The organism is Waddlia chondrophila WSU 86-1044 (genome assembly GCF_000092785.1).
Classification (GTDB): Bacteria; Chlamydiota; Chlamydiia; order Chlamydiales; family Waddliaceae; genus Waddlia; species Waddlia chondrophila.
The window spans coordinates 198,645-217,659 of the sequence record NC_014225.1 but is presented as its reverse complement, the minus strand read 5'-3'; the positions used below and the strand labels follow the sequence as shown (position 1 = coordinate 217,659).

20 protein-coding genes are annotated in these 19,015 nt (G+C 43.0%); 3 read left to right on the top strand and 17 right to left on the bottom strand.

Annotated features, from left to right (window positions below):
* Positions 1 to 9 precede the first annotated feature (9 nt).
* Positions 10 to 435 (bottom strand): hotdog fold thioesterase, encoded by a 426-nt coding sequence (locus WCW_RS00945; RefSeq protein ID WP_041941444.1) that lies wholly within the window; start codon positions 433 to 435, stop codon positions 10 to 12.
* 29 nt (positions 436 to 464) lie between these two features.
* Here WCW_RS00945 and WCW_RS09635 point away from each other — a divergent pair, with 29 nt between their 5' ends.
* A complete protein-coding gene (locus tag WCW_RS09635; protein WP_013181299.1) occupies positions 465 to 1,142 on the top strand; it encodes a TrmH family RNA methyltransferase in 678 nt (225 codons plus the stop codon).
* Here the strand turns inward: WCW_RS09635 and WCW_RS00935 are convergent.
* Positions 1,126 to 2,799, bottom strand: a complete 1,674-nt coding sequence (locus WCW_RS00935; protein WP_041941443.1) for a protein kinase — start codon at positions 2,797 to 2,799, stop codon at positions 1,126 to 1,128. The genes WCW_RS09635 and WCW_RS00935 overlap by 17 nt on opposite strands.
* 209 nt (positions 2,800 to 3,008) lie before the next feature.
* Between WCW_RS00935 and WCW_RS00930 the strand changes: the two genes are divergently transcribed.
* Positions 3,009 to 4,235, top strand: a complete 1,227-nt coding sequence (locus tag WCW_RS00930) for an ankyrin repeat domain-containing protein (RefSeq protein ID WP_013181297.1) — start codon at positions 3,009 to 3,011, stop codon at positions 4,233 to 4,235.
* Between the two features lie 3 nt (positions 4,236 to 4,238).
* On the opposite strand, the gene WCW_RS00925 is transcribed toward WCW_RS00930, so the two are convergent.
* From WCW_RS00925 to WCW_RS00900, 6 genes are all read right to left on the bottom strand, one after another.
* Positions 4,239 to 5,276, bottom strand: coding sequence for a hypothetical protein (locus WCW_RS00925; RefSeq protein ID WP_013181296.1), 1,038 nt, complete (start codon positions 5,274 to 5,276; stop codon positions 4,239 to 4,241).
* A gap of 61 nt (positions 5,277 to 5,337) precedes the next feature.
* Positions 5,338 to 7,344 (bottom strand): excinuclease ABC subunit UvrB, encoded by a 2,007-nt coding sequence (uvrB, locus tag WCW_RS00920; protein WP_013181295.1) that lies wholly within the window; start codon positions 7,342 to 7,344, stop codon positions 5,338 to 5,340.
* Positions 7,341 to 8,387 (bottom strand): tryptophan--tRNA ligase, encoded by a 1,047-nt coding sequence (gene trpS, locus WCW_RS00915; RefSeq protein WP_013181294.1) that lies wholly within the window; start codon positions 8,385 to 8,387, stop codon positions 7,341 to 7,343. The genes uvrB and trpS overlap by 4 nt, the downstream gene beginning before the upstream one ends.
* 1 nt (position 8,388) lies before the next feature.
* Positions 8,389 to 9,600 carry an amino acid permease gene (locus WCW_RS00910; RefSeq protein WP_013181293.1) on the bottom strand — a complete coding sequence of 404 codons (1,212 nt, stop codon included), beginning with the start codon at positions 9,598 to 9,600 and terminating at the stop codon, positions 8,389 to 8,391.
* Complete coding sequence (locus WCW_RS00905; RefSeq protein ID WP_013181292.1) at positions 9,597 to 10,802, bottom strand: amino acid permease; 1,206 nt, start codon at positions 10,800 to 10,802, stop codon at positions 9,597 to 9,599. The genes WCW_RS00910 and WCW_RS00905 overlap by 4 nt, the downstream gene beginning before the upstream one ends.
* A gap of 144 nt (positions 10,803 to 10,946) precedes the next feature.
* The gene (locus WCW_RS00900) at positions 10,947 to 12,587 is read right to left on the bottom strand and encodes an FAD-dependent thymidylate synthase (RefSeq protein ID WP_013181291.1); all 1,641 of its coding nucleotides are present in this window, start codon (positions 12,585 to 12,587) and stop codon (positions 10,947 to 10,949) included.
* 129 nt (positions 12,588 to 12,716) lie between these two features.
* Here WCW_RS00900 and WCW_RS00895 point away from each other — a divergent pair, with 129 nt between their 5' ends.
* Positions 12,717 to 13,604: a hypothetical protein gene (locus tag WCW_RS00895; RefSeq protein WP_013181290.1), complete on the top strand. Its 888-nt coding sequence runs from the start codon at positions 12,717 to 12,719 to the stop codon at positions 13,602 to 13,604.
* Positions 13,605 to 13,663: 59 nt separating this feature from the next.
* On the opposite strand, the gene WCW_RS00890 is transcribed toward WCW_RS00895, so the two are convergent.
* The 9 genes from WCW_RS00890 to WCW_RS10080 form a co-directional block, all read right to left on the bottom strand.
* Positions 13,664 to 14,143, bottom strand: a complete 480-nt coding sequence (locus tag WCW_RS00890; RefSeq protein ID WP_013181289.1) for a PEGA domain-containing protein — start codon at positions 14,141 to 14,143, stop codon at positions 13,664 to 13,666.
* Positions 14,144 to 14,380: 237 nt separating this feature from the next.
* A complete protein-coding gene (locus tag WCW_RS09630; protein WP_013181287.1) occupies positions 14,381 to 15,262 on the bottom strand; it encodes a S1C family serine protease in 882 nt (293 codons plus the stop codon).
* A 174-nt stretch (positions 15,263 to 15,436) separates the two neighbouring features.
* The gene (locus tag WCW_RS00880; RefSeq protein ID WP_013181286.1) at positions 15,437 to 16,198 is read right to left on the bottom strand and encodes an IS3 family transposase; all 762 of its coding nucleotides are present in this window, start codon (positions 16,196 to 16,198) and stop codon (positions 15,437 to 15,439) included.
* Positions 16,195 to 16,473: a transposase gene (locus WCW_RS00875; protein ID WP_013181285.1), complete on the bottom strand. Its 279-nt coding sequence runs from the start codon at positions 16,471 to 16,473 to the stop codon at positions 16,195 to 16,197. The genes WCW_RS00880 and WCW_RS00875 overlap by 4 nt, the downstream gene beginning before the upstream one ends.
* Positions 16,474 to 17,150: 677 nt before the next feature.
* Positions 17,151 to 17,618, bottom strand: coding sequence for a hypothetical protein (locus WCW_RS10360; protein WP_049767093.1), 468 nt, complete (start codon positions 17,616 to 17,618; stop codon positions 17,151 to 17,153).
* Positions 17,558 to 17,785 (bottom strand): hypothetical protein, encoded by a 228-nt coding sequence (locus WCW_RS10355; RefSeq protein ID WP_013181283.1) that lies wholly within the window; start codon positions 17,783 to 17,785, stop codon positions 17,558 to 17,560. Before WCW_RS10355 ends, WCW_RS10360 begins: the two co-directional genes overlap by 61 nt.
* A 118-nt stretch (positions 17,786 to 17,903) precedes the next feature.
* A complete protein-coding gene (locus tag WCW_RS10350; protein WP_079891143.1) occupies positions 17,904 to 18,032 on the bottom strand; it encodes an RHS repeat-associated core domain-containing protein in 129 nt (42 codons plus the stop codon).
* Between the two features lie 45 nt (positions 18,033 to 18,077).
* Positions 18,078 to 18,530, bottom strand: coding sequence for a hypothetical protein (locus WCW_RS00860; protein WP_041941439.1), 453 nt, complete (start codon positions 18,528 to 18,530; stop codon positions 18,078 to 18,080).
* 164 nt (positions 18,531 to 18,694) lie between these two features.
* A complete protein-coding gene (locus WCW_RS10080; protein WP_013181281.1) occupies positions 18,695 to 18,904 on the bottom strand; it encodes an RHS repeat domain-containing protein in 210 nt (69 codons plus the stop codon).
* Between the last annotated feature and the right edge of the window lie 111 nt (positions 18,905 to 19,015).

Here is a 19,015-nt window from a genome sequence, read left to right as displayed (position 1 = left end):
AATCTTTAATTACCGACGATCTAAAACAGCAAGCGTCAACCGGGTCGAAGAGACAAGATCCCCTTCTTCATTTTCAATTGCAATGTCCCAAACTTGGGTTTTGCCACCGATATGCACAGGTCTCGCAATCCCGTAAACCCAGCCGCTTCTCGCCATTCTGATGTGATTAATATTAAGCGAAAGCCCTACACAAACCTGTTTGTCTATCTCCACGCAATGGCAAGCAGCGACACTGCCCAGAGTCTCCGCCAAAACACATGAAGCTCCCCCATGCATAATGCCAAACGGCTGCTTTGTGCGATCATCGACCGGCATTTTCCCTTTAAGAAAATTTTCTCCAACCTCAGTAAATTCAATACCGACATGCTCGGTCATCGTTTTCTCTCTGATCGCGGAGATCGACTCAATTGTGATTGGGCTCTTCCAAATAGACATCATATACCTTCCCGTAATATGCTATTTTCATGTCAAAAAGTCCAGATTTCATTCGACACCTACACTCTTTAGGAGCAAAAACAATCATCGAAAAACTCTCCCCCTATCTGACAGACGAGAGAAAGCGGAAAATCGATCCTGTCGTCAAATACAGGATCCAGTCAATCCAAACCGCTGCCGAAGCTCCCTCCGATATCCATAACGCGCTTGCTATGGTTCGCACCGCCGAAGCTTTAGGTCTCACTGATGCGCATCTCATTGGAAAACCAAGAAAAGGAAGAGGAAGGCAAACAATGCGTGGCTCCGACCGCTGGATGAACCTTCACTCGCATTCATCACTCGACACATTTCAAAAATCAATGAAAGGATTCGTGATTTATGGAGCAACACCTCATGGCAATACCCCTCTGCACGCGCTTTCTCTGGATCGTCCCTGCTGTTTTTTGTTTGGGAATGAAAAAAATGGGCTGACAGATGCCGCCTTGAACATCTGCACCAGCCATTTTACCATCCCTATGTACGGATTTTGCGAAAGCTTCAACCTCTCTGTCGCCGCCGCAATCACCCTTCACCATGCCGTCACTGAAAAAAGAAAACTTTTAGCTTCTCCGGGCGACCTGTCAATAGAAGAAAAACAGGCAGAAATCGCCTGGTTTTATTTCAAATCAGCCGGAAAGCAGCTTTCAAACCTTATCTTAAACCGCTAATCTCCTCTAGCGTGTTCAGGCATTCATCAACTGAAATCCCAATGGGATGATAAAAATGTTCTAAATTGACAACTTCCGGAGCTTCTTCTATCTCTGGTAAACATCGAACGCACAAATCCACTAATTGCCTATACAGATCTCGCTCCTTGTCGGAAAAGTTCACTTTGCGCTCCAATTTAGCAAAATCGATATCATCAATATCATAGCTCAGCTCCGATGAAAGCATTTGAAAAAGAATATGTCCTCCGGAAACCGTGTGGATGTCAAAGGCAATCTCGCTAAATGACCTTTTTAATTCAATAAGCTCCTCCTCAAGAACTTTTGTCTTAGCTTTATAAACTTCAATCTTCTCTTTTTCCAGTTTGCTCTTAACTTTATTCTTTTTTAACTTCTTTCTAACCTTTGCTCTCTGCTTAGAAGACATTTGAAGGGCTTCCAGTCTTAAAACAATCGCCTTGGCAGTTTTTTCAGCCCATCTTTGGTGATTAATTTTAAGAGAATCAACTGAAAACCCTCCGACAGGGTCTCTTGCAAAATGCTCCGATCGATATAAATCGTCATTTAAGAAAACCGCTTGATCAAAATCAGAAATGTGAAACTTGAGCTTTCCATTAGAACGCTGCCTAATGAAAATATTGGAAGACTTAATATCTGCATTGAGAATTTTAGACCTATTCAAGTGAATGATGCCTGAAAAAATCTGGTGGGCACCGTCAATCATCTGCTCCAAATTCAACTCTCTTTTATTTTTATTTTCATTTCCCTCCATATCGACAGGACTTAAAGCCGCCGACAAATCAGAATCATACCGGGCGCTCAAAAGCCCCACAAAAGAGCTTGACCGCGAACTCATTCGAAAAACTAAATACGGAGCTCTTTGGAGCCCATTACATCTACCTTTCGGATTGATTTTTTTCAAATGACTCGCCTCTATATCGAGAGAAGTTTTCCTTTCTAAGATCTTCTGAAGATCTTGACCAAAAGACTTTTTAAGCACTAATACTCGATTATTGTTCAAGTTCCACACTTTGTGTATCTTGCCCGCACCTCCTCGGCCAATTTGCACCCCTATGTGGACAATGCATCGATCTTTAGAGCTCTCATTTCTAGAAATTGATAAAAATTTTCCTTTCACTTCACTTTCTTCGCCTATAAGATGGAAAACCCTCGTCTCCACATCTTCAACCCTGCAAACCTGTTCAAGTAGAACTGACAAACTCTTTGGCGTCATCCCTGTATCATAATATTTTGTTGCCCCTGACTCGAAATAGGGACGCATCAACCTCCCATCTTTAATGACGAGCCTCTTTGTAATCTCCCTGAGCATCTCATCAATCTTTCTCTTCCTCTCATCAGGCTCTATCTTTTGCTTTTGGGAAACCCTCTTCGCTTTTCGTATGACTTCCGATACTAACGGATCTCTCTCTACCACTCTTGAATGTATAAGATATGTTTTATTTGAATCTTCTCTATGATACACACGATATTCTCCAATCACCTCTTTAGCATATTCATCAACTTTATCTATCGTTTCTAAATTTACTTTCTTGCTCTTACCACTTGATTGAAGATGATGAATGCTTTTCCCAGCCTTCTTCTCCGAAGCACCTTTTAAAGATTCATAAAATGCAATACGTTCTTTTACTTTTATAGTCATATCCATAAACTCTATTTAAAAAATTCTCGGTCATGCTTATTTTATATAAAATATTTTTTCAAAAAATATTTTTCGAAAAACCCTCCTAATTAATGGAAAAACATTCCTATTTATAAAAATTTAACAAATAAAATATTTATAAAAACTTAATGTTAAATTAACAGAAAAAGCATAAGATAAGTAATTCAACAATATATTTATGGAAAATTATGCAAGTCACACCTAGAAATTTTTTTACAGACTTTATGCTGGATCCTTTTTCTGAGAAAATCAGTGCAACAGACCGCAAAATCTGCTTTATTGCATCACTTTGTCTAGGATTACTGACAGCAGGACTTATCCATCTTGGCATGATCATTTACAACTGGGCATCCCGGCGTATTAAAGACCCTACCCATGTGCAGAATGAGAACAAAGAACCTAACCATTCTCCTCCTTTACATCGCCGCATCTCATCGGCAGATCAAAGAGATATCAAAATCATTCAACGCGAATTGGAAGCAACATTAAGAACCCTTGAAGATCAGGTTACAGATTGTAATCGACTGGATGATTTCAAAAAATTATGCCAACAAATTTTTGATAATTCCTCTCAACTGATCACCGAATGTATGGAAGAGCCTGAGCTGCGCCAATTCATCATTGAAAGCACAAAAAACGAACTCAGTGCACTGATTTCAACTGCTGCTGGAATTGAAAAATTTCCGGAAGCGCAAGACTCTTTCGACGAGGCAAAGTGGAGACATGGAATTTCTCTTTTGATCCGCAAAGGCAGGCACCACTATAGACCTGAAATGAACGATGAACTTAGCGCAATTGTGAAAATAGGGCCCAACATCAATACAAGAGCTGATTTATGGTTCAAAGGAACGATTTTGCACGATTTAGCAAAATTTGGGGAGCCGAGCGAATTCGTCGCTATTTTTGCCGATAACGGAATCGATTTTAATATTCAGGACAGATGGGACAATACTGCGCTTATCTGGGCAATCGCAAATGGAAATAACAGTATGGCTTCAGAAATCCTTAACTACCCTCAAAATCTAGACCTTAAAGGCTTGGGAAACTCCGCACTGCATCTGGCGATCGCCAAGGGATATAAAAACCGCACGAGAGATGGAAAACCCCTAACGATTTCCAATCTTCAACTCGTCCAGAAATTGGTCGATAAAGGCGCTGATCCAAATCTGCGAAATAAAAATGGATACACAGCTCTTCATCTAGCCTGCATTCGCCGCGACGCCCCGATGATTGAAGCACTGCTTAAAAACGGAGGAGATTTATCCATCCAAACAAACGATGGAAAAACCTGTAAAGAGCTGTTGGAATACACATTCAAAGAAGCAGGTGCAATCATCAACGAAGTCACTTCAGTCTATCTTCTACCAAAAGACGATTTCGACAGTGGCTATGAGGAATGCAAGAAACTTATCTGATCGCTATCCGTTTCGAAAAAATAAATTCAGAAACCAGTTCCAAGCGGATCGGAAAAATCCTAAAATTGCATTGATCACTCCACTCAACCATGACGTTTGCTCGTTTTTTTCAACCTTTTGGGCCTCATTTGGAATAGGTTGAAGATCATCAATCACAACAGGTTTCTCTTGAAGATCATTTAATTGACGAATGATTTGATCTCTTCTTATTAAAAATTTTTCATCCAATTCTTCAAGACATTCATAGATTCTATCAATATCACCAGACTGACCCAAGCAATTGCGATAACTATTTCCATTTTTAAATAGCATTTGAAATTTAATCTCCGACAACGAAGTGTTATTCTCTCTTCCTTTTCTAATCTCTTTTATCGCTTGAAGAACATTTTGCAAAGATTCTCGACCATTTGGAGAAATATTTTTTTTCAACCTTTCTTCGATCCGCTCAATGATTCCATTCAGCATCTCCTCATTTATGAGAGTTTGGAAAAAATATTCCTCCTTTTTTTGGATTCCCTTCTGAATTTCCTCAAGCTCTTCCGTCAACATTTCAATTTTATACTCATCGGAAGCTAAATACGCTTGCTTCCTCTCTTTTTCCTCGCATGTCAAGAACTGTTTTTTTTCGAGCTTACCAAATAATTTCCATATTTTATCATCATTGACTTTCCCAAGATCGACGTAATCTTGCTCCGATTGCACTCCCAATTTATGATAGAGATAAGCTTTTACACATTCTTGCTTCTCTGCATCCGATCCGAAAAGAGCAGCAGAAAACTCACGAATCCTATATAGAATGTGATCTCTTCCCCACACAGATTCATTCTGAACAGAATAATTCCCGAATCCTTGAAAAAATTTATGACTCTTAGAATCATAAAAGCGCCCCGCCCCATTCCTGCATAAATCCATATTTTGGCTAAAAAGATCACTTAAGTTTCTATATCTATCAATTGCAGGCTTTACATGACTTTCGTATTGGCCGTTGTTATATTGTTGATAAAGATACTCTCTTCCTAAACGAATATTATTCTCATTCATAATAAAACCTCATTTTTTAAGATTAATACAAAATAATTAAGCAATTATAAAGATCTTTCAATTAAGAAAGTGACATTTCCAACTTCTGGTACTTAAACAGCTGATCTCGATAACGCGCAGCATCTTCAAACTGCATCTCTTTAGCAGCTTTCTTCATTTTCCCTTCATATTCCGCAACCTTCTTTCTTACCTCCTCCAAAGTCAAATAAGGGTGGGGCTCTTCAGCTGCCATCAATTCCTTTTGCGGCATCGGATAAGAGACATTTGCTTCAGCTCCAGGCACAGCCAAAGAAGAGATCTCTCTTTTGACTGTATGAGGCGTAATCCCATGCTCGCGGTTGAAAGCTTCCTGATTGGCGCGCCGTTTTTCCGTAATTTCAATGGTGCGGCAAATCGATTTTGTCAATTTGTCGCAATACATGATCACTCTTCCATTTTCGTTTCGGGCAGCGCGGCCGCACGTTTGAATGAGAGAAGTTTCGCTGCGCAAAAATCCCTCCTTGTCAGCATCAAGAATGGTCACCAAGGATACTTCCGGGATATCCAGCCCCTCTCGAAGGAGATTGATCCCTACCAGAACGTCAAATAGACCTAACCGCAAATCCTGAATGATCTGCACGCGTTCAATCGTATCAATATCTGAGTGCAAGTACTTGGCCTTGATATTCAAATCGACAAGATAATTGGTCAACTCCTCGGCTAACCGCTTCGTCAGGGTGGTGACCAATACTCGGTTCCCTTTCAGGGTTTCTCGACGGATCTCGTCCAGCGCATCATCCACCTGTCCAACAGCTGGCCGTGTCTCAATAATCGGATCGAGCAATCCTGTCGGTCGAATCACCTGTTCCACTAAAAGGCCTGCAGCCTCCTTAATTTCCCACTCTCCCGGTGTCGCGGAAACATAGACCACCTGATTAATACGGCTGTAGGTTTCCTCAAATCTTAAAGGGCGGTTGTCATAGGCGGAAGGGAGCCGGAATCCAAAATCGACCAGCGACTGCTTACGCGCTCTATCCCCGTTAAACATCGCATGCAACTGAGGAATCGTTTGATGCGACTCATCAACAATCAACAAATAGTTGCTAGGAAAATAGTCGAGAAGACACGAAGGCGCCTGTCCCTCTTCTCTTCTACCAAAATGGCGCGAATAATTCTCAATCCCTTTGCAAAACCCCACCTCTTTGATCATCTCTAAGTCATAACGGGTGCGTTCCTGAATACGCTGCAGCTCGATCAGTTTCTTTTCCCTGTCAAAATAGGCCATTCGCTCTTCAAGCTCTGCCTTAATCGTTTCGATCGCCTGCAAGCGGATCTCTTCAGGAGTGACGTGGTGGGAGCTTGGATAAATAGTCGCCTCATCGATTAAGCGGATCATCTTTCCGGTTAAAGGATCAATCTCGGTCAACCTCTCCAATTCATCTCCAAAAAATTCCAGACGCAGCGCCAAATCCTCCTCATAGGCAGGAAAGATATCAATGATCTCTCCGCGCACACGGAAAGTCGCACGGAAAAAGTCATAATCGTTGCGCTTATACTGCATCTCAACCAAGTGCAAAAGAAGATCATCGCGCCGGTATTCAACTCCTGTTTTGATGTGCAGATTCATCCCGCGGTAGTACTCAGGAGAGCCTAATCCGTAAATGCAGGAAACAGATGCGACAATCAAGACATCTTCCCTTTCGAGAAGCGATCGGGTAGCGCTCAAGCGCATCTTGTCGATCCGATCATTGATCGACATATCTTTTTCAATGAAAGTATCGGTGCGCGGAATATAGGCTTCCGGCTGGTAGTAGTCATAATAGGAGACAAAATATTCAACGGCATTTTCCGGGAAAAAAGCTTTGAACTCCTGATAGAGCTGAGCTGCAAGCGTTTTGTTGTGCGCCATCACCAATGTAGGGCGCTGCACTTTTTGAATCACGTTGGCCATCGTAAACGTTTTACCGGAACCTGTGATCCCCAATAAAACTTGCGATTTCCTGCCTTCTTCGATTCCTGCAGCAAGCTTCTCGATGGCTTGCGGCTGGTCTCCTCTCGGCTGGTAGTCTGTATGTAGCTTAAACCTCACTTGCGCTCTTTTGCCATTTTTGAAATCTTTTTCCAGGCGCCGCTCATTCCCATCGCACTCGTCATCTCTTTGACCGTCTGATTGGAAACCTCGATCATCTTCTGAGTCCCTTCGTAAATCACCTGTTCAACGAACCCTTTGTCCTGAGCAAATTGTTCCCGCTTTTCTCTGATTGGGTCCAGGAAAACGTTCAACGCAGCAGCAAGCTTTTGCTTGACTTCCACATCGCCGACAGTTCCTGCCCGGTAACGCGTTTTTAACGCCTCTACTTCCTCTTTATCGGGATTAAAGATCTCGTGATAAATAAAAACAGGATTGCCTTCAACAGTCCCGGGAACATCTGCACTGATACGATTGGGATCGGTAAACATTCCCTTCACTTTTTTTTCCACGCTCTTCGGATCATCGGAAAGAAAAATAGCGTTGCCGGCTGATTTGCTCATTTTCCCCTTCCCATCTGTCCCGATCAAGGTAGGGACATCGCTTAAAAGCACCTCAGGAAGAGGAAACACCTCGCCATAGTATTGATTGAACTTGCGGGCAATTCCGCGGGACAGCTCAATATGCGCCTCGTTATCTTTGCCGACCGGAACCAAATGCGCACGCGGCATAAGGATATCGGCCGTCTGCAGCACAGGGTAGCCGATCAACCCAAAAGGGATGCTTTCCGCATCGATATGAGCGTTCCGAGCCATCTCCTTAAGGCTGGGAAGCCCTGTCAATCTATTGAAAGAAATCATCATCTCAAAGTAGAGATTCATCTGATAGACTGCCGAGGTTGCCGATTGAAGATAGATCGTCGACTTAGACGGATCGATGCCGCAAGCAAGGTAATCCAGGACCATTTCCCGAATATTGCCGCGCATCTCCATGATGTGCTCTTTCTCAGGTTTTGTTGTCAGTGTATGCAAATCGGCGATGATGAAATAGCAATCGTACTTATCCTGCAGAGCTACACGGTTCTTTAACGAACCGACATAGTGGCCCAAATGCAATTTTCCCGTCGGCCTGTCTCCGGTCAATATCCGTTTTTTTTCTGCCATTTTATCCTCCAAACACTCCAAGTTTATTGGCTGCCTCTCCAATGATAACGATAAGCGAAACCACAATGACGGCTGCCAGCGCCGGTTTCCCTCCGGGAACGGTAAAGCTTCCTTTCAATCCCTTTCGGTAGCGCCCTGCCCAAACCATCAACGGCGGCATCAAACCTAAAAGAATCACAACGCCAAAAGCACCTGCGTACTCCAAAGCGCTCAAGAACGCCCGCGGCGACAGTAAGATGAAAAATAATGGGGGAACAAATGTTAAAGCCACAAGAAAAAATCGACCCGCATGCGTTTTTTTGATGTGCAAACCATCGGCTAAAAAGTCAGAGAGGCTTAATGTCACTCCGAGGAAAGAGGTCACGATGGCAAAAAAAGAGAACATCTGGGCAACCGCAGAAACAAATGAACTTCCCAGCTGTTCGGAGAGAAGGGCTGCTCCATTTACCCCTTCGCGAAGCCCTTCCCGAATACCGGACACCCCTTCGATCGGAACAACTCCAAGCGTGATCATCTCCCAAAGAATATAGACGACCAAGGGAATGACGCTGCCGACCAAAATCACTTTTTTCAGCTGCACAGGATTGTGGTGTAAATAGGTTGTCAGCGTAGGAATGATGATATGAAACCCGAATGACGTCGCTGCAACAGAAACAGCGAGCCAGAAATTCCCCCAGTCGGCATAGGAAAGAAGGCGGTAATCGACATGCGGCACCATGAAAAGGGTCATGACCGAATAGGCAATCACTAAGCCGAACATCAGAATGCGGTTGATGACATCAACATATTTTGTCCCTTCATAGACGAAAAACCCAAAAATCAAAAGCAGTGGAAGCGCCCCCACCCAGTCGGGAATTCTCACTCCTACGGCCATTTTCACGCAGTTGACAATCACAGGGGCTCCTCCAGCCAGATAAGCCGTCGTCAACAAATAAAGCAGAAATAGATAAGCTGCCCAGCTGACAAGCTCCCCAACTCTTCCGACTGTTCTCTTAGCCATAGTGATCATATTGATGTTTTCACCCAGCCAAAGATTCACTTCCAGCAAAAGGAAAGCTGTATAGGTCATGTAGATCCAATACAAAAGAAACAGGAACAAGGTAGGTCCAAATCCGGCAAGGCCTGTCACAACCGGCAAGGCAAGCATCCCTGCTCCAATCGTTGTTCCCGATACGAGGAGGATTCCCCCTAAAACTTTATTTTTTATGATCATCTCGTCGTTACCATTTCCAAGCAAACAATTGCAATTGATACAATAAAGATCAGAGCCAACACCCCTTTTCCTCCCGGAATTAAAAGCGGCCCCTGAAGATTTTTTCTGTAACGGCCTTGATAAGCCATGGCTGCCGGCATAACTCCAAACAGAATAACTGCTCCAAATGCGCCGGCATAACTCAACGCCTTCAGAAAAATTCCAGGATAGAAAAGAGCAAAAAGAAACGGAGGAGTAAGCGATAGCACACACAGCTTAACTTTGCCTGAACCGGTTTTTCTGATATGCAATCCATCAGCTAAAAAATCGACAAAGCTCAACGACACGCTTAAAAACGACGTGATGATTGCAAAGAAGGCAAACGCCTCCGCCAAATCAACGACCCACGCACTTCCCACAATATTGCGCAGCGCTCGAGTCGCCATATCGCCTTGACCCAGTGCCTGCCGAAATCCATTTTCGCCATCCAGGGGAATTAACCCGAGGATCAACCACTCCCACATGAGATAGATGACCAATGGAATAGCGCTTCCGGCTACTATGGAAAAACGCAATTTTTTAACGTCGCGGTCCAGATAGGTTGCCAAGCTCGGCACCAAATTATGAAAGCCGAAAGAGACGATCATCGCCGGTATCGCATAAGCAGATGCGCTCCAGTCGACATGGGAAAGCAGGTCGATCCTCACGTGGCGGCTTCCTACGCAGACAAGAATCAAATAAGAAGCGGCCAGACCCAACATTAAAAGCCGATTGACGCGATCCACCATCGTTGTGCCCAGATAAAGAAACACAGAAAAAAGAAGGGTTAAAAACAAGCTGCCTGCCCACTCCGCAACAATGACTCCTGTCAATGTTTGCAAACGATCGGCGATGAGCTGCCCACTGGCTGAAATATAAGCGACCATCAACGAATAAAAAAGAAACGCAAACAAAAACCACGCCATAAAAGCTCCGATTGGACCAAGCGTACGGGAGGCCATCGTAACGACGTTCACCTCTTCCTTAAACCACAAATTGACTTCCAGCAGCAGCAGACCTGTGGCAGCCATGAACAACCAACAGAAGAAAAATAGGAGGCAAGTCGGAAGGAATCCGCCGAGCGCTGTAAGGACAGGAAGGCCAAGCATCCCTGCGCCAATGCAGCAACCAGCGACTAATAAAGTCGCCCCGAATACACGGTAATTGGATTGCACAGAATTCATTTTTTTCTCTCTCTAAAATTTAGTTAATAAATAGCTGAATTAAAATAGAATTAATGGCCCGCAAGCCACCAAAATCGAAAGAAAAAATGAATGTGACAACAAGGATGCTTATCCATAAGCATCCATTATAATCAAGCCGTTCTTTTAGAGCGAGCTGAATATTTGTTTGTCAATTTTTTTCTGTTCCTGACTCAGGCGTCCAAGATCATGGCCGTCATAATCCACAAATTTTAAGAACCTTTCAAACGCCGGAAAAGCGCGGATCACCTCTTTTGCCATCTCTTGAGCAACATAACGGTAATTTGGATGACCGGCAGGCTGGGAGCGCAGTTCGCAAAGCCACTGCAACGCACGCAAATTCATGGTGTAATACCAACGGATATTGTACGCCATGGGAACAACATACTGAGCCTCTTCCGGCAGTTCGGTTGCGATTGTATCAAATGTTTCTTTTGCCTTCTGCATAGCAGCATGATAATCGGATTCGAATTCCATTCCGGAAATTTCCGGTGGAGTGAAGTAGCCATAATCGCAGGAGAGAAGCTGTCGTTCCTGGGTCAATATTCGATGCCGCTGAAGATCGCGATAGACGCCAAAATCGGCCAAGATTTCAAAAGTGAACACAGCGTGCTCGAGCGCTCTTGGAGATTTATGCCGGCGGTTTTCCCTAGAGCTGCAGCCTGCATCCAGGATCCGCTCAAGATCTTCCATCGGAAGTTGTTGGCAATAAAGATACAAGTCTTCCAATCCGCGATCGCTATTTGCATAGAGCATCGCAGCCGCCACCTTAATCACGGAATCCTTGTCATGGGCAATCAACCGCACTCCACGATCCATCGATCTCTCAGAGAAGATCATATTTTTTGCCGTAACCATGGCAACTTCCATTTGCATCGCTTCGTAATATTGCGCATAGTTTTGATGCGTATGATGGCTAAGATCAGAGCGCCTGATAAACGAAGGGATCACTTTGTTCAACTCATCAAAGGAGCTGCGTCCAATTTCCTGGAGCTCTGCCAGATTGCTGCAATGCAGCTTATGGATCAGCTGCTCATAAAAACGACCGTTTCCAAACAGTCCCATATTCGTCAACGTTCCGGCCGGAAGCAGGCCTCTGAGACAATCGAGCACTTTAGCTCTCAGAGAGGCTGCGTAGGCAACCTTCGAAGTGTTTGGATCATGCGGCGTTTGTTCTTCCAGACGGGCCGTCAAAGGAGGGATCATTTTACTGTAGGTTTCGAAGAGCAAATTGCACGTATTGATGTAAACATCGCGATAAGCAGAGGTCATGATGATCGGTTCGCGATAGAAAAGATACTCGCCTTTCACTTTCTGATCAAAATAGATGTAACGGGTGGATTTTTCAAGGGGCGATCCGCCGATTCGGCTATCCTCCAGAACTTTTGCCGCCAACATGGAGATATTTTCAATGGCAAGATGGGCACCTCCCAGCTCTCCAATCGAATCATCACCATATCCATCCAAAATTCTATCGTAAAAATTTTGCGCACGTTTAATTGCAAGCACCTGGGCATCGCTATCTTCGGAGGAACCGGCTCCGGAAACAATTGTATTGAAACCGCTCTCATCGGTATTTGAGACGAATTCTTTTAGCAAGAGAGACCGCAAACCAAGGCTGGAGCGGGAGTAGCGGGAAAACAAAGCCCCCTTAATCACCTCCGGCAAATTGCGAAGCGCAAAAACGTGGCTGCTGGTATTGGTGACGTACTTTTCCAAAACCTTTCTCTGGCTTTCTGTAAAATCTTCGTAATCCTCAAGTAGCATGATCAACCTAAATTTTGTATTCCACACATTTGCAATGGAAACCAGAGTGCCACAAAAGAAGGTCTCTCTTCAACATAAAAAAAATATTTATGTTTATAAAATTTCAATTCATCCAATATAATCAGCGGGATGGAGATTAAAAAATTTATTGAATTGGACAAAAGAGGCTTAATCCCCGGGCCTGGCGAATCGGAAGAGGCGTTTGCGAAGCGGGCAGCTTATTGCTTAAGCCTCAAAGACTTTTTAAAAAGTACATTGGAAGGCAAGATCCCTTTCGACTCCAAAGAAGCTCCTCTTGATCTTTCTGAACAGGACATGGAGAGAGTTGACAAGCAGTATGGGATCAGGCCTGACTGGGTCCCTGTTTTCTTCAGCAATACCCGGCTTACTCCTTGGCATGGAGGATGCGCCTGGATTTTTCAGATGGACGAATCAAGCCCGACAGCTGCATTCCTGCAACTCAGGAAATCTTTCTTTTTTTCGGATCAGTATCTAAAGGTGCTGCGAAAGGAGGAGGTGGTGGCTCATGAATTGGCGCATGTCGGGCGGATGTGTTTTGAAGAGCCGAAATTCGAGGAGTTTTTAGCTTACCAATCCTCTTCGGCTGTATGGAGGAGATATCTGGGGCCTCTTGTACAATCAACATGGGAGAGCATGCTGTTCGTTTTTCTCCTTTTTGTGATCTTTTTGTTCGATTTGTTCCTTTTTTGGCATGGAGACTATGGCAGCTATCAAAACTGGATGTGGCTGAAGACCATCCCTTTAGTTCTGGCATTCATCGGAGTTGTGCGGCTAGTGGTTCGGCATTGGCAGTTTAAAAAGTGTTCGAACACTCTTTCTAGACTTATCTCTAATCCGTGTACTGTCAAACAGGTTCTTTATCGATTGACGGATCAGGAGATTATTTCTTTCGGATCGATGGATAAGCAGTCTTTAATCAGCTACATCAAGGAAATGGAGGCAAGCGCATTGCGCTGGCGCGTCCTTGTAAAAAGGTATTTCAGCGATATCTATTGACATCCTCCCCTCCCTGAAGGAAGAAGAGAATGTCAATTTTTCAACCTGCGGCCGACTCTTTAATTTTGAATCATTTTCTTCAATTGCCCCACCTTATTCCAGGAAGGATCGGGTTGCATGACAATTCCAATGTAGGAGCTATTCTCATTTCTGGAATACATCATGTTATCTTCCTTTAAGCAGGCGTTCACTTGATCCGGAGTCAAACAGTAGATCCCGCCGCTGACTATATCTACACAGAACCCTAATACACCGCCAAAAGCTAAATTTCCAAAGACCCAGCCGCTAAGCGTTCTCGAACATTGAATTTCATAGGGATAATACCCTTCAAGTTCGATACGAATCACATGATCGCACCGGCGTTTTAAATCCACACACAGCGGCGTATCACCGACAAAATGATTGTCGATCCAAACTCCTGCACAGCTCGGATTGCTTGAGATACCAATCTTTTGCGTGGTCCCGTGCATCATCGTTGCACAGCCAGTTAAAAGCATCATCACTGTTGTTAATATTAATAAAAAAACTTTATTCTTCATTTTTTCCTCTTTTTTTTCTAAAAAAAGGAAAATTTTATAAAAAAACGACAATTTATTGCTAATTATTTTATACCGAACCAACTTCAAGAATCGGAATGTTGGCAAAGAGTAGCCTTGAATTTAAGCCAGTCGAAACCGGAGCGTCAAGCAGTTCATCTCGAAATGCAAGCAAAACTCAAAAGCAGTGACAACAAACCGATTCAATCTTGACTATACCGAAAGCAGGAATGAAGCATCTCAATTGAAAGAAAGCCCCAAAACATAAGGGACAGCTTCAATATCTATTCCAAAGGAAATGCCTTCCACTTCTGTTCCTGAGATTTTCCAACTGACAACTCCAACAACCTTCCCTTCTTTATTGAGCAAAGGCCCTCCACTACTCCCCGGATTCAAGCTGGTATCAGTTTGAATACATCTTTTGCCGTCTATATTCCGATACCCGCTTAAAACTCCCTTAGTTGTTGACCAAGACAAATTTTCGTTAAGGGGTGTTCCTATCGCGAATATCTCAGCACCTATAGAGGTGCGATTTTCTAGTTCAAGCTCTAAAGGATTAAAAATACAATCTTGAGTTTTAATCAAAGCCACATCATTGATTTTGTCCAGCTTCAGTACTTCGGCCTCGCAGGTTTGCCCCAATTTATTTACAATGTGTACTTTATCCAGACCAGAGACAACGTGTGCTGCAGTTAAAAGATACCCGTCTTTGGATATAGCAAAGCCTGTACCATGTGTCTGTCCTGCTTTTATCAACACAACCGCATCCAAAACTTTTTCAAGTTCTTCCGGAAGCTTAAAGGACTGATGTTCAGCTTCAATATTGATTAATTGAGAATGTTTGTATTGAAATTCATCCGATTTTTCAGAACTCTTATCAGTTGTTAATTTGACAAATTCATCATTTGCCATTAATTCTCGGAGAGCATGTTTGAATGCATTAAAGATTGCTTGACCCCCCACACCATCGCATTTTGCATAACCATAAGTTGAAAATTCGAAAATAACATTTTGGTTTAGCGTATCAAAGAGTTCCCAAGTGATAAAAACTTGAGATTCAGAAAACCCTCCAGCCAATGGAGCATATGTATTAAAGCTGATATCCTTTAATGTCCCTCCCAATTGATTGTAGTGCTACCCGTTAATCAAGCAAAAACTAAGAGAGTTTTCGCCCCCCTGATACAGGAATTTTCGAAGCTCTCATATTGCAGTAAATGCTGCCTTTCAGCTCGCTAACGCTCGGCATTGACCGCAATCTGATTTCTCCTTCAATGCTTCCTATCAGGGGCGCTCGCATTAAGCAGCCTCACATTTATAATAATGTTTTTCCATTTCATTTGGAGATCGGTATTTCAAAGTAGAGTGCAGGTAATCGGAATTGTATTTCAGAACCCAACTTTGCAATTCTTTTGAGAGTTCTTCTGAAGACCTCCATTCTTTTAGCCATAAAAGCTCCTCTTTCATGGTGCGCATGAATCGCTCGGTCTCTGCATTTCCCTTTGGATTGTTGTAGCTTGTGTAAATTTGCTCTACATCTACTTTTGAGCAGTAACGCATATAAGCCTCTGAAGTGGGCTGACATCCGTTATCTGAGACAAGTTTTAGTCCTTTGCCACGGGCCCCTTCTGGAAATTGCGTGTTAAGCGCCCGGTCTAATGCTTCTAGCCAGTCTATTGACTTAGAGCGCCTTCCAGACTTCAACCCCACAATTTTTTTCGTGTACCAGTCAAGTACAACTGTTATGTAAGTCCAGCCATCGCCTTCGACAAAAACTTTTGTCATGTCTGTTCCCCATATCTGATTAGGTTTTTCCGCCTTGGGCTTCGGTCGATGATGTCTATCAGCAGTTTTAGGCCTCATTTTTTTGGCGCAAAGAAGATTTCGCTCTTTCATAATTCGATAAATGCGTTTCAAATTGCACGGTATTCCATCTCTATAACGCAAACTTGCCCATACTCGCCTGTAACCCCAAAAGGGGTGCTCCATTTTTATCTGAGCAATTCTTTCGGCGAGGACATCATCGATTTTTCTTCTTATCTCAGGACGTTTTCTCTTCACAGATACCACTCCTCGTCGTTTTTTTTTAACTCGAGAGTAAGATCTGCAACCACTTGTTTCAAACGATTGTTTTGCTTCTGAAGACGTGCTTCCTTTTGGTCTGATTTTCCTTTTTCAAACGCTCGGCTCGCATTGTTTAGAAAACAGTCCTTCCATTGGTAGAACTGAGCCTGACTTATTTCGTATTCAGTGCAAATTTCGGCAAGGGGACGACCCCTTAATCCTTCCAATATAATTTTTGTTTTTAATTCAGGAGTCCATTTTCTTCGTTTCATGAGTAAAACCCTATAGTTTAGATAGTTATTTTACTCTCTTAGCTCCTTTTATGTCTTAACGGGGAGCAGTATATGCGATTACTTGAACTCATCAGGGATATTTTTAAGTTGATCTTCTAAAGACCAATTATCAGGTTTAAATTTAGGAAAACACCAACGTCCTCCATTTTTTAACCACTCCTCTCTAAATTCTTTAATAGCTTCTCGAAAACAATCATCGAAACCAAACTCAGCACCACAGCAAAGACAAATATCAAAGGAAGGACTGCTACCATCTTTTCCCCAAGTAAAATAATCATCTCCTTGAAAAAGACCACAAACCCGATAGTTATGAATACTTATGATCCAGTGGTGTCGAATATTTTGGCTGTATTCGCGTTAAATCCGGTTTAAACATAGTTTTTGGAAATCCTTCCGGCATTCAAGATGAACTATCATTATACCATTGGATATCCCAGGATGACTCTTTAAAATATTCACATAAATCTTCAAAATTTTCTACCCAACTATCAAACGTCTGAAACTTTTTATTTCTAGAATCAAGAGAATTGAATATGACTATCAAATATCCTCCGGAGTTTTCAAAATCATCTAATATGCGCACATACCACCCTTTATCCAACCCTTCTTTAATTAGTCCTATTCTATTTATTTTAATATTCACTAAAAATTCTCATTTAATCATAAAAAGGTACATGGTTATTTGTATAAAATCTTTTATCGGTAGAAAATTTGAAAGTTTCAAAATGCACGTGGGGTAGGTATGGATTATGACTTCCTAACAATGAGCTTTTATCCATGCGAAATTGCCTCAATCCATTCGCACTTCTAAACACACCACTACCAGATTGCCCCATCTCTCTATATCCAGAACCTAAAAATTTTTGCCCCGCATCCAAAGCTTCATCAACAGACAGCCTAAACCTACTGGCAATATTCCCCTTGTTGCTCATGGTTTCGTGAATAACAGCATCCACTTTATTAAATTTATTAACAACCGGCGTACTCTTAGCTGCCTTTTCAACTTTCTCCGCTACAGATGCAGCCTTGGCATCTGCCACAGCCTTCGCACCTTTTGCCCTGGCTACAGGAGCTGCGATCGACACGGCATCGAAAGCCAAGCTTCCCAGCTGCTCGTAAGACATGCTGCAATCTGCCCTAGATCGCCCGCGAATGCAACGTCTCCTATCTCCTTCAACGTATCGTAGTTGTCATACGCACAGTTCTCTACGCTGTATGCCGTCATCCCCACCGAGTACGCCGTCATTGCAGACGACACGGCAGCCCCTAACGGAGGACAAAAAAATGACACTGCCCCGACAACCGCCTACTTGGCCACACACGCTGCCCCTACTTGAGCTGCCGATGCTGTAAACCCCTTGAAAAATTCCTTCATCGACAAACCGTACGGATCGCAAAACCTTAAGGGGTTACTGTGCTACATAGACATAGAGATTGGGGCCGTCTGCAAAGCCTAGAGGATCGGGAGTCAGCCATTGACCGATGGCAGGGTCGTAAACCCTTTTGTAAAAATGCAAAAACCCTGTTTTGCTCCTTATTCGACACCTACTGTTGCCATCGGAAGTATTTCCTTGCCATTCAACTTAATAGAGCCTCGGCAATAACCATAAAGCTACTATTTTCTCCTTCTCTAATGCTAAAACTGATCCCGGAGCGAATTGAATGAACGATACATTATCGCCAGGATTGCCAATACATACCCAACCTTTCTCCGAATTCAGACTTACGTCCCATCTGCCAGCATTATTAATTTTGTAAGGAATACCCGCGTTAAGATTTTCGCAATTCATCACTCGTAAACAATAATTTTGAATTTTCTTAGGACATAATCGAATAATTTTTACCTTTTCTAAAGGACATAAGCCCCAGACATACATTATTTTTTTTTCCTCATCTAATTCAAGAAACAAATCGTTTATCATCAAAGAATACGTTCCTGGTTCTTGATTAGGTTCAACATCAAATGAATACTCATCTAAACGATATATTAAATCGAATTTTTTATTTGTTTTTTTATATAAAATCTCAAACTCCATATTAATCACTCACAAAATTATAATGATAAATAATTTTTTCTTCCGGATGCAATACAAGCTCCCACGTTCCTATTTTATTTCTAAATGAACCAGGCGTATCCCATCGTAGCGCTCCAGGTATCCCGCAAGGATCCATTATAGGATTAGACCCAAACATTATTTCATTAATAGTTAGTCCGCCTGTTTTGGCTGTCGTAGTCAAAGTGACTTTCATACCCGTTGGGCAGACGCTCTTTGGTGATGTTGTTGTTCTCGTCATACTCTCTTTCAAGCAGGGTTTGGTTGACGAGGTCTTCTGAGGAAATGAGGTTGCCGACGGGGTCGTAGCGGTATTGATAATGGACGGTGCTGTCGGAGGAAAAGAGCTCGGACACTCTGCCGAAATGATCGTAGCTGTAGCAAAGAGAGACGCCTCCGGGCTTGATTTCACATGTTTTTTTCCCAAGGAAGTAGTAGGTCTCGGTGGTTTTTAGGTTCTGCTCGGT

What these genes read in the sequence shown, in the direction of transcription:
- WCW_RS00935 (WP_041941443.1), bottom strand. Translation starts at nt 2,799, where the DNA reads ATGACTATAAAAGTAAAAGAACGTATTGCATTTTATGAATCTTTAAAA.
- trpS (WP_013181294.1), bottom strand. Translation starts at nt 8,387, where the DNA reads ATGGCAGAAAAAAAACGGATATTGACCGGAGACAGGCCGACGGGAAAA.
- WCW_RS00860 (WP_041941439.1), bottom strand. Translation starts at nt 18,530, where the DNA reads ATGGAGTTTGAGATTTTATATAAAAAAACAAATAAAAAATTCGATTTA.
- WCW_RS00925 (WP_013181296.1), bottom strand. Translation starts at nt 5,276, where the DNA reads ATGAATGAGAATAATATTCGTTTAGGAAGAGAGTATCTTTATCAACAA.
- WCW_RS00905 (WP_013181292.1), bottom strand. Translation starts at nt 10,802, where the DNA reads ATGAATTCTGTGCAATCCAATTACCGTGTATTCGGGGCGACTTTATTA.
- WCW_RS10360 (WP_049767093.1), bottom strand. Translation starts at nt 17,618, where the DNA reads ATGTCTTACGAGCAGCTGGGAAGCTTGGCTTTCGATGCCGTGTCGATC.
- WCW_RS09635 (WP_013181299.1), top strand. Translation starts at nt 465, where the DNA reads ATGTCAAAAAGTCCAGATTTCATTCGACACCTACACTCTTTAGGAGCA.
- WCW_RS00875 (WP_013181285.1), bottom strand. Translation starts at nt 16,473, where the DNA reads ATGAAACGAAGAAAATGGACTCCTGAATTAAAAACAAAAATTATATTG.
- WCW_RS00895 (WP_013181290.1), top strand. Translation starts at nt 12,717, where the DNA reads ATGGAGATTAAAAAATTTATTGAATTGGACAAAAGAGGCTTAATCCCC.
- WCW_RS00900 (WP_013181291.1), bottom strand. Translation starts at nt 12,587, where the DNA reads ATGCTACTTGAGGATTACGAAGATTTTACAGAAAGCCAGAGAAAGGTT.
- WCW_RS00945 (WP_041941444.1), bottom strand. Translation starts at nt 435, where the DNA reads ATGTCTATTTGGAAGAGCCCAATCACAATTGAGTCGATCTCCGCGATC.
- WCW_RS00890 (WP_013181289.1), bottom strand. Translation starts at nt 14,143, where the DNA reads ATGAAGAATAAAGTTTTTTTATTAATATTAACAACAGTGATGATGCTT.
- WCW_RS00910 (WP_013181293.1), bottom strand. Translation starts at nt 9,600, where the DNA reads ATGATCATAAAAAATAAAGTTTTAGGGGGAATCCTCCTCGTATCGGGA.
- WCW_RS00930 (WP_013181297.1), top strand. Translation starts at nt 3,009, where the DNA reads ATGCAAGTCACACCTAGAAATTTTTTTACAGACTTTATGCTGGATCCT.